Source organism: Photorhabdus aegyptia (assembly GCF_000612035.1).
GTDB classification, from domain to species: Bacteria; Pseudomonadota; Gammaproteobacteria; order Enterobacterales; family Enterobacteriaceae; genus Photorhabdus; species Photorhabdus akhurstii.
The window spans coordinates 1-9,247 of the sequence record NZ_JFGV01000102.1 but is presented as its reverse complement, the minus strand read 5'-3'; the positions used below and the strand labels follow the sequence as shown (position 1 = coordinate 9,247).

Sequence of the window (9,247 nt, the reverse complement as noted above, 5' to 3'; positions counted from 1 at the left end):
TAACTTTCGATTTCCGCAATTGGATCAATCTGCTCGAAAGGAAAATCATTTTCAATTATATACTTCATATTATTTTATTAACACTGGCATAGAAACAGACGTACGTATTTTTGCTACACGTGCTTTGCAGTCAGCAAAAATATCTTCAATCAGAACAGGCTCAACAGATTGATCAGGCTTTCCATTATCAATGATATTGTACAAAAAATTGTTTTCGTAAATATCGTACCTTGATACTTCTTCTGTAGCCAAGTGCGATATCTGAAGATTTTCACAATCAAATTTTTTCGCTACAAAAACTTTTCTTGTATAAAAACACTTTAATTTGTAGTTCAGTGGATTAGGGTACGTATACATTGCCCGATGACGAACAGAACCTTCACCGTACGGACCGTGGTTATACTCGGTTTGGTTCGCAACTTTGGCTTTCTTATAAAGATTAAAGTCATAGTTGATGAAATCACCGTGCATCAAAATAAAAGTTACAATACTGCTACTGTCATTGCTCAATAATGCGTACATGTAATAACAAGGAATATCGGCCATTGCATTGCCCATCTTTATCAAAGCAGTTCCGCACGGCAAGCAACTATTGTAATCCATAGTAAGACCACGTGAATCAGTGCCATTCGGCTTCTGAATTAACTTTTTAACTTCAAGCCCAACAATGATACCCGTTCGCTTATCACGAATAATAATATCAGGAGTAGTCAGCTTACCTGAACGAACAACTTCCAATTCAGGAAATGCTTGTTGGAGTTTTTGTTCAATCAAGCAATCAAAGGGATCATCTTGAACTGTACCAACCAAGGAAGGCGCACGTAGGTCAATAGGTATAACACCATTATCATTAATCTGACCATAAAAGTTATCGTAAATGGCTTTCATTACTTGATGTTCATTATGGTACATACACAATACTTAAGATTATTTTCTAATATTAGTTATTGTTTTCAACCGTTTGCATGCAATGGTAACCAGAAACGCTGCCCGCTTTAGGCGTTATACCGTAACGATTTTTAAAAGCAAGATCAAAAGGGAAATCAAATAACACGGGAACCAGGACCAAACTTGGCAAACATGGTTAATTATGAAGCAACTCGCCGAACTTCTGCAATAGCAACTCTTTATCCTGCATATGTCCCGGCTCATAGATATTATACCCTATGGATTTCTAGATACATCGCGACGGCAAGGAAGCGAATCCCCGGGAGCATAGATAACTATTGTGACCGGGGCGAGTGAGTGCAGCCAACAAAGAGGCAACTTGAAAGATAACGGGTATATCATTTTACCGTCCTTCTGGTAGTATTCTACCCATTTAAGTACTACACTGTACTTACTTTGTAACACATTACGATGGAATCATTAGCTATGAGCGAAACTACTTTTACCTTTAGGGTTGATGATACCCTGAAAAATGATTTTACCTCGGCTGCGAAATCACTCGATCGCAAAGGCGCACAGCTACTACGTGACTTCATGCGCGATTTCGTGCGTCAGCAACAAGAAGAGAGCATCCATGATGCCTGGCTCCGCAGGCAAATAGAAATAGGCCAAGCTTCTGCCAATGCCGGCAATCTAGTGCCAGCCGACCAAGTTGAGTCTAAATTTTTAGCCCGTCGCAAAGCCACGCTCCGCCGTTTTGAGGCCAAATAATGCAATTATTCTGGACGCCAGAAGCCATTCAAGATCGTGAGGAAATATATAACTACATTGAGGCAAATAACCCGTTAGCAGCATTAGCTCTTGATGAACTTTTTTCAGAGAAAGCCAGTTCTCTAACTAATCACCCCAATTCTGGTCGGTCAGGCCGGGTTAACGGCACTCGTGAGTTAGTGGTCCACAAAAATTACACACTAATTTATGACGTTGCAGGTAGAATCGTACGTATTCTCCGTATACTGCATACCGCCAGACAATGGCCCAAATCTTAACACTTTACATGATAGGGGTGACATTTCCCCCTTCACGGCTCTTAAACTATCCTTGATCTTGCCAGTGCAAAATCAATCATTCTCGATTTCAACTATTCCAGTACCGAAAAGCGATTCACAAAAAGTATCGGAACTGGAAATCTTCTCAATAGTTCAATTGGATATAACAAAGTTAAACGACAGCAAAAACTAGATTAGCAAAAAATAGCAAAGATAACTTTAATATCCTTAATATTATATTGCTCAAATTTAACCGGAGTAAATTCCATGCCCAGAATCAACTTTATTACTGACGAAAACGGTGTGCGGCAATCAGTCATCCTGCCTATCACAGAGTATGAACGTCTACCAGCCCTGTCTGATCGAGATGAAGATTATGTATCAGTATCATATGGAGTAGGTGAAAATGATGAAGAAACTATCCCACATAAAGTAGTTGGGATCATGGTTGAGCAACAAATTAATATCATTGCTGCTTGGCGTGTTTATCGCGACTTGTCACAATCAGAAGTTGCAGAAAAACTTGAAAGATAACGGGTATAAATCTGTCCTCGATATAGTATGCTTAATACTTCTGTATTCTCATTTTTAAATGATTATGACAGGTTAAACAAAGCGGAATCTTTCCCTGGCGCTACGGTGCTACCCAAATCAGCAGGGAAGGCATGACTTATATAGTAAATATAACCAGTATAGTAAATATAACCGGATTTTCGTGGAGAAAAAGATGACAGTAACCACTATTATTATCTCTCTCATTGCTGTAGGACTTATCGGCTGGGGGATCACAATTTATAACCGGCTGGTTGCTCTGAAAGAGCAGACAAGCAATACATTTTCCAATATCGATGTTATTTTAAAACAGCGTGCAGAACAGATCCCGCAGCTTGTAACCGTGCTGGAAAAGTCTATGGAACATGAACGTGATATTTTTACTCGGTTAAGTGATGCACGGCAGGGATATCTTAATGCCGATACCCTCACGGATAAAATCAAAGCCTCCAATGAAATGAGCAATGCATTCCGATCTGTACTGGCGGTAGCTGAAAACTATCCGACATTGATTTCAGGTTCCCAATTTTCACAATTGCAGACATCGGTGACGGATCTAGAAAATAAAATTGCTCATCGCCGCGAAATGTTTAATGATGCAGTAACGGAGTATAATACGGCGATTTATCTATTCCCTGATCTGATTTTTGCCCGCATGTTTCATTATCAGAGGCTGCCTTTGTTAGAAATCAGTCAGGCAGAAAAAGCCTATGACGGTATCAAGTTTAAATAAATCAGATGGTAAACCTTATGATGACTATACTATTTTTTACTTTTATTTTTGTTTTTTCCTGTGTATTAATCTTTTCGTTTGGGAAAAACGCGGCAGAGTATTATAGACAAGTACGGCAGTCCGGTAAATTTGCCAGCAGGGAAATTTGGAAAGTGATTTTAGGCTCGGCGGCTATTGCCATTTTTCTGATTGCCTTTTTTGTTTCACCCGGCGCCTTATTTGGCTTAATTTTATTACTATTTATCTATAACGGTCTGAAAACAACACCGGAAAAAAAATTCCTTAAATTTCAGAAGATTTTGCCCACATCAAAAATCCGTTCAATCGCTATGGGCTTGGTAGAAGTAGAAGGAAAAATAACAGAGGGAACTCACTTCAAAAGTCCTCTGAGTAACAAGCTATGCTATGGCTATCGTTATTATGAATATGATGTCATAAAAGACTCAGAAGGCGATAAACGTTATTCTTTGCGTCATTCGGAAGAAAAAATCCGTCAATTCACTTTAACCGATGATTCAGGATCAGTCCGTATTGATGCAACACCAGAAACGTTGACATTTGTGAATTTTTCTTCCTATCAGAATTATGAAACCAATTCCGTTTCTTACCAAGAGTATTTGTTATTTCCAAATGAAGAGTATTTAATTATTGGTACCGCTATTGAAAAAGACGGTCAAGTTGTTATTACTCAGGCTGCTCCTCACAGATTACTGGGGATTGCCTCTAAGGGATATTTGGGCACCTGGAATGAAGTTGCGCCAATGCGCCGTAATCTTGCAATTACCGTCATTAGTGCAGCAATCCTGATTGCCTTTATTCTGACCGTTCCTTATGAATATCAGTCTCATCATTTAACGGTTTTTTATCGTGAATCTCCATTACTGAAATGGTTATTTTAGAGATAACAGCAATGGGTGGATATCTTCTCGCTTTTATTATTCTGGCCGTCATCCTGATTATTGCGGTTCGTTATCTCGTAGGCGTTTTTAATAAAATCATTATGTTAAAAAGATACCGGGATAAAGCGTTTGCTAATATTGATATTTTACTGAAAAAACAGGTTGATTTAATTCCACAACTTATCACGATAACAGAACAAGCAATGGCCCATGAAAAATCGCTCTTTCTGCAACTATCAGAAGTCAGGAAAAACTACCCCAGTGCAAAAATAACCGATGAAAAGGTGAAAATAGGTAATACATTAGCACATCAGTTGTTGTCATTTCTGATACTTGCAAAAAACTATCCGGCCCTAATTAGTCAGCCATCTTTTCAACATTTGCAAGCGCAGATCACTTTGCTGGAAAATCAGATTGCAGACAGACGTGAATTCTTTAATGAAAGTGTTGCTCTTTACAATACCGGGCTCCGGCAGTTTCCCAATATCATTTTCGCCCGGATATTAAGATATAAACCTAGCCCAATGCTGAACCCTATGCAAGGATAAAACCCATGTTTACCATTCCATTTGATTTATTCGGATTTGTTGATGCCATCCGTGGTAATCCGGGTATTTTAATCGTCACGGCGGTTTTCGGCCCTGTGGGTGCAATGTTATGCCTACTTCCCTTTGCTCGAATACCGGGAATTAGCCAAGTTATTCAGACATTGGTTATCAGTCTATTAACCTCTGCTTTTATTAATTTACTCTGTGTCGTTATCATTTATTTAATCTTTACAAACGATATTATCCGCCTGTTCTGGAGCTTGATTATTGCCCAAACGGCCTGTTTGTCTTTTTGGTTTATTAATAAAGAAGCCGTGTTTAAACTAGCTGAACAGGATGACGCCATGCGCCAGAGACATTCGAAAATAGAAAGAAAAAATAATACCAAAAAAAAGAAAAGAAAGCAGAGGAAATAAACATATATACTCTATGGATTTCAAGATACCTCTAAGGGCTACGTAACTACGTAAACATACGGAGCAAAAGAATATGGCTAGTATTCAATTTATTACAGACGAGCATGGCAAAAAACAAGCCGTTATTTTACCAATGGACGAGTACGAAAGACTGTTGGCAGCTGCGGATCATGATGAAAATTATCAAATTATTCCCTATACAACGGAACCAAATGACGATGAAACTATTCCTCATGAAGTCGTTTCTATCATGGTAGACGATGAAGTTTCACTACAAGCCGCTTGGCGCATTTATCGTGGACTATCACAAGCTGAGGTAGCGGAAAAACTGGGTATAAAACAAGCTGCCGTTTCTCAGTTTGAGAAATCAGAGCGCCCACGCAAAGCAACGATTGAAAAATTAGCGGATTTATATGATTGCCGAATAAGTCAACTAGTGCTCGACTGATTAAAGTTAGTAAAAAGTTACCAATACGGCCAGGGTGAGATCTCACCCTGCTGTTTTCCCACCAATGAAATTGCTGCCGGTATACCACCCGCTTCATCAACCACTCAAATATCCCCTATCGGTTCAATCTGGTTATAATGAAAAACCCATTTCCCGACTTTTAACACTAATTTTGTGAATATAAGGGTCCGGGGTTTTACAATCACAAACGGCGCTGCGCATATTAACTGAGAATATGTTTTTTCCTTAACCAATATTAACGCTACCACCACCAATCACAACTCCACCACAACTCACTGCGTCACCGGTTCTCGCCGCAGGTTTACCATCAACAAAAACGGTACTGGAACCACCGGCAATTATGCGTGAATGAGATGAATGTGGCGCTAAACTATCGCCCTGACGAGCTAAAGGAATACCGTCAACTTTTACGCTGGTCGATCCCGAAATAACCGATGTCGCTCCACAATCATCATGCGCTGTGCCAATATCACCAATCTTTACCGCATTACCCATATTTCTTCCTCCATATCTGGCAGAATTAACATAATTAGTCTTTATCTTGCGTAACCGATAATAGCTTTCTTTTGCTGTTCCCATCAAGTAAAAATATCGGGTCAAATAACCCGATATTGCTACCCATTAAATTACCTGAACAAAACGGCCATTAATTAATGAAAAGATTGGCGCAATGGTAACTAGAACCGTATCACCATCTTCATCATTAACGTAATAAGATATTGGGGAACTCCCCGGGTCTGATTTATTCACCAGTCTGACCATTCTACCCTGATTCATTATTTTAACCCGGTAGTCATTCCAATTAATCGGTTTCATTTTGAAACTTTTTTCTTTGAAATCATTATGAAAATCTTTGTCAGCAAAGATATTCCCTTCACTTTCATTAGTAGCCCTAGCCCAGGCTTTGAGAGCGACTTTTTGTTGATTACGGATAGTATTCACATCTTTTGCATTATAAGCCTGCCAAACAGCCATATAAGCCTGTTGCAATTGCTGGCGCTGTTCAGGTGTATCCGTATAAGGTGTTGCCTTCGTCCATTCCCATTCAGGTAAGCCACTGATTTTCACATTACGACTAAACCGGTATAAGATCATATTGGGTGGAAATGTTCGAATATCAAAATAGTTTTCGTCTTTATATCCGGCTTCTATACTGTCTGCTTGTACCACACGAAGTACAACTGGTGTACTAATAGCGGCATATTTAGGTTCATCCGCAGATACCGTTGCTATGGGTTGACCATTTTTATCCACCTCTACTTCAATAGCCGTCAGTACCTCACTCTTTTTACCGAGCATGGCTGTCAGTTCTAACTTACACTTCGCTTCAGGATTGAAATGGCTGCGGACTTTATCTGACAAAGTATCCCGAGAAAACCAGCCTAGTGCCCCGAACTCCAGACTGATTTCATTTTCACCATTTGCCATTAATAACATAGATGCTGTACTGCCGGTACCAAATCCCCGACCTTCCCGAGCCGAATTACGGTTATCCATTCCCGTTACGCCATTGGTTTTGATGTCACAAAAAGCATACTGAATATCGAATAAGCTACGAATATACAACCTCGGCTCATTTGCATTAGCACCTCGCATTACCATCACGCCTAAACTAGACATAGTAATCACGCCTAATAATAGCAATAACCATTTTAATTTCATTTTATCCTCACATTCCGGTGTAACCCGGTGATAAGTGGAGTATTATTCAACTTTAATATTAATCAAATCCACAATCCTAGTGTCGTTTTACAATCACCAAATGCTGTATCGATATTACCGACTTTTATTGCATTTCCCATCAAGGAAAAATATCGGGTCAAATAACCCGATATTGCTACCCATTAAATTACCTGAACAAAACGACCATTAATTAATGAAAAGATTGGTGCGACGGTAGCCAAAACTGTTTCTCCATCTTCCTCATCAACGTAATAGTAAGATATTGGGGAACTTTCTGGGTCTGATTTATTCACCAACCTGACCATTCTTCCCTGATTCATTATTTTCACTCTGTAGTCATCCCAATTAATTGGCTTCATTTTGAAACTTTTTATTTTGATATTATGGTAAACAGACTGATCAGCAAAAACACTCTCTTCAGTTTCACCAGAAGCCCAAGCCCAGGCTTTAAGCGCAACTTTTTGTTGATCACGGAGTGTATTCAAATCCTTAGCGTTATAAGCCTGCCAGACCGCTACATAAGCTTGTTGTAATTGCCGACGTTGCTCTGGAGTATCGGTATAAGGGGTTGCTTTCTCCCATTCCCAATCAGGTAAGCCACTGATTTTTACATTTCGGCTAAACCGATATAAAGTCATATCAGGTGGAAATTTTCGGATATAAAAATAGTCTTTATCCTCATGTCCAGCCTCTACGTTTTCTGCCTGAATCGTATGACGTACCACTGGTGTACTAATAGCAGCATATTTCGCTTCATTTGCAGGTGTTATTGCTACAGGCTGACCATTTTTATCAATTGCCACTTCAATTGCCGTCAATACTTCACTTTTTTTACCACGCATAGCCGTCAGTTCCAGCGTGCATTTGGCCTCAGGGTTAAAGTGGTTGCGGGTTTCATCTGATATCTTATCCGGGGAAAACCAACCTAGTGCGCCAAATTCTAGACTGATTTCATTTTCACCGTTTGTCATAAATAACATGGAAGCCGTACTGGCAGTACCAAATCCCCGACCTCGCCGGGCTGAGTTTCGATTATCCATTCCCGTTACGCCATTGGTTTTGATGTCACAAAAGGCATATTGGATATCGAATAAACTGCGAATATACAACCTCGGTTCATTTGCATTAGCACCCTGCATTACCACCACGCCTAAACCTGACATAGTAATCACGCCTAATAACAGCAATAACAGTTTCAATCTCATTTTATCCTCACATTCCGGGTAATCCGGTGATAAGTGGAATATTATTCAACTTTAATATTAACCAAACCCACAATCCCAGTATCGTTTTACAATCACCAAATGCTGTATCGGTATCACCGACTTTTATTGCATTTCCCATCAAGTAAAAATATCGGGTCAAATAACCCGATATTGCTACCCATTAAATTACCTGAACAAAACGGCCATTAATTAATGAAAAGATTGGTGCGACAGTAGACAGAACCGTTTCCCCATCTTCCTCATCAACGTAATAGTAGGATATTGGAGAATTCTTTAAATCCGACTTATTCACTAACCTAACCATTTTACCTTGATTCATTATCTTAACTTGGTAGTCATCCCAGTTAATTGGCTTCATTTTGAAACTTTTTATTTTGATCCTACGGTAAACAGATTGATCAGCAAAAACACTCTCTTCACTTTCATTAGTAGCCCAAGCCCATGCCTTGAGCGCAATCTTTTGTTGATCACGGAGTGTATTCAAGTCCTTAGCATTATAGGCCCGCCAAGCAGCCATATAAGCCTGTTGCAATTGCTGACGTTGCTCTGGAGTATCGGTGTAAGGGGTTGCTTTCACCCATTCCCATTCAGGTAAGCCACTGATTTTTACATTCCGACTAAACCGGTATAAAGTCATATTGGGCGGAAATTCTTTCGGATAAAAATATTGTTTATCTATATGTCCAGGTCCTACTTTTTCAGCTTGTATCACATGACGCACCACCGGTGTGCTAATAGCAGCATATTTCGCTTCATTCGCGGGTGTTGTTGCCACAGGCTGACC

Annotated in this window: 12 protein-coding genes and 1 pseudogene; 8 read left to right on the top strand and 5 right to left on the bottom strand. The window is 39.6% G+C overall.

Going from position 1 to position 9,247, the window contains the following annotated elements; translation table 11 throughout:
* Positions 1–69: 69 nt before the first annotated feature.
* Entirely contained in the window at positions 70–888 is an 819-nt protein-coding gene (locus BA1DRAFT_RS20770; RefSeq protein WP_160170028.1) for a hypothetical protein, read from the bottom strand.
* Between the two features lie 486 nt (positions 889–1,374).
* Between BA1DRAFT_RS20770 and BA1DRAFT_RS20765 the strand changes: the two genes are divergently transcribed.
* From BA1DRAFT_RS20765 to BA1DRAFT_RS20730, 8 genes are all read left to right on the top strand, one after another.
* A complete protein-coding gene (locus BA1DRAFT_RS20765) occupies positions 1,375–1,659 on the top strand; it encodes a CopG family ribbon-helix-helix protein (protein ID WP_036783375.1) in 285 nt (94 codons plus the stop codon).
* Positions 1,659–1,937 carry a type II toxin-antitoxin system RelE/ParE family toxin gene (locus tag BA1DRAFT_RS20760; protein WP_036783373.1) on the top strand — a complete coding sequence of 93 codons (279 nt, stop codon included), beginning with the start codon at positions 1,659–1,661 and terminating at the stop codon, positions 1,935–1,937. Before BA1DRAFT_RS20765 ends, BA1DRAFT_RS20760 begins: the two co-directional genes overlap by 1 nt.
* A gap of 267 nt (positions 1,938–2,204) precedes the next feature.
* A complete protein-coding gene (locus tag BA1DRAFT_RS20755) occupies positions 2,205–2,471 on the top strand; it encodes a hypothetical protein (protein ID WP_051560912.1) in 267 nt (88 codons plus the stop codon).
* Positions 2,472–2,664: 193 nt separating this feature from the next.
* Positions 2,665–3,222, top strand: coding sequence for a LemA family protein (locus tag BA1DRAFT_RS20750; RefSeq protein ID WP_036783370.1), 558 nt, complete (start codon positions 2,665–2,667; stop codon positions 3,220–3,222).
* Between the two features lie 17 nt (positions 3,223–3,239).
* Positions 3,240–4,121, top strand: coding sequence for a hypothetical protein (locus BA1DRAFT_RS20745; protein WP_051560911.1), 882 nt, complete (start codon positions 3,240–3,242; stop codon positions 4,119–4,121).
* An 11-nt stretch (positions 4,122–4,132) separates the two neighbouring features.
* The gene (locus BA1DRAFT_RS20740; protein ID WP_036783367.1) at positions 4,133–4,669 is read left to right on the top strand and encodes a LemA family protein; all 537 of its coding nucleotides are present in this window, start codon (positions 4,133–4,135) and stop codon (positions 4,667–4,669) included.
* 5 nt (positions 4,670–4,674) lie between these two features.
* The gene (locus BA1DRAFT_RS20735; protein WP_036783364.1) at positions 4,675–5,085 is read left to right on the top strand and encodes a hypothetical protein; all 411 of its coding nucleotides are present in this window, start codon (positions 4,675–4,677) and stop codon (positions 5,083–5,085) included.
* A gap of 73 nt (positions 5,086–5,158) precedes the next feature.
* Entirely contained in the window at positions 5,159–5,533 is a 375-nt protein-coding gene (locus BA1DRAFT_RS20730) for a helix-turn-helix domain-containing protein (RefSeq protein WP_036783361.1), read from the top strand.
* A gap of 246 nt (positions 5,534–5,779) precedes the next feature.
* On the opposite strand, the gene BA1DRAFT_RS20725 is transcribed toward BA1DRAFT_RS20730, so the two are convergent.
* From BA1DRAFT_RS20725 to BA1DRAFT_RS20710, 4 genes and pseudogenes are all read right to left on the bottom strand, one after another.
* On the bottom strand, positions 5,780–6,049 hold the full coding sequence (locus BA1DRAFT_RS20725) for a type VI secretion system PAAR protein (protein WP_036783358.1): 270 nt from the start codon (positions 6,047–6,049) through the stop codon (positions 5,780–5,782).
* A gap of 126 nt (positions 6,050–6,175) precedes the next feature.
* Entirely contained in the window at positions 6,176–7,216 is a 1,041-nt protein-coding gene (locus BA1DRAFT_RS20720; RefSeq protein ID WP_036783355.1) for a hypothetical protein, read from the bottom strand.
* A gap of 182 nt (positions 7,217–7,398) precedes the next feature.
* Complete coding sequence (locus BA1DRAFT_RS20715; RefSeq protein WP_036783352.1) at positions 7,399–8,442, bottom strand: hypothetical protein; 1,044 nt, start codon at positions 8,440–8,442, stop codon at positions 7,399–7,401.
* Between the two features lie 181 nt (positions 8,443–8,623).
* Positions 8,624–9,247, bottom strand: a pseudogene (locus BA1DRAFT_RS20710) (hypothetical protein); the annotation flags it as partial.

Coding starts and splice junctions, on each gene's coding strand:
- BA1DRAFT_RS20770 (WP_160170028.1), bottom strand. CDS start 888: ATGAAAGCCATTTACGATAACTTTTATGGTCAGATTAATGATAATGGT.
- BA1DRAFT_RS20765 (WP_036783375.1), top strand. CDS start 1,375: ATGAGCGAAACTACTTTTACCTTTAGGGTTGATGATACCCTGAAAAAT.
- BA1DRAFT_RS20760 (WP_036783373.1), top strand. CDS start 1,659: ATGCAATTATTCTGGACGCCAGAAGCCATTCAAGATCGTGAGGAAATA.
- BA1DRAFT_RS20755 (WP_051560912.1), top strand. CDS start 2,205: ATGCCCAGAATCAACTTTATTACTGACGAAAACGGTGTGCGGCAATCA.
- BA1DRAFT_RS20750 (WP_036783370.1), top strand. CDS start 2,665: ATGACAGTAACCACTATTATTATCTCTCTCATTGCTGTAGGACTTATC.
- BA1DRAFT_RS20745 (WP_051560911.1), top strand. CDS start 3,240: ATGATGACTATACTATTTTTTACTTTTATTTTTGTTTTTTCCTGTGTA.
- BA1DRAFT_RS20740 (WP_036783367.1), top strand. CDS start 4,133: ATGGGTGGATATCTTCTCGCTTTTATTATTCTGGCCGTCATCCTGATT.
- BA1DRAFT_RS20735 (WP_036783364.1), top strand. CDS start 4,675: ATGTTTACCATTCCATTTGATTTATTCGGATTTGTTGATGCCATCCGT.
- BA1DRAFT_RS20730 (WP_036783361.1), top strand. CDS start 5,159: ATGGCTAGTATTCAATTTATTACAGACGAGCATGGCAAAAAACAAGCC.
- BA1DRAFT_RS20725 (WP_036783358.1), bottom strand. CDS start 6,049: ATGGGTAATGCGGTAAAGATTGGTGATATTGGCACAGCGCATGATGAT.
- BA1DRAFT_RS20720 (WP_036783355.1), bottom strand. CDS start 7,216: ATGAAATTAAAATGGTTATTGCTATTATTAGGCGTGATTACTATGTCT.
- BA1DRAFT_RS20715 (WP_036783352.1), bottom strand. CDS start 8,442: ATGAGATTGAAACTGTTATTGCTGTTATTAGGCGTGATTACTATGTCA.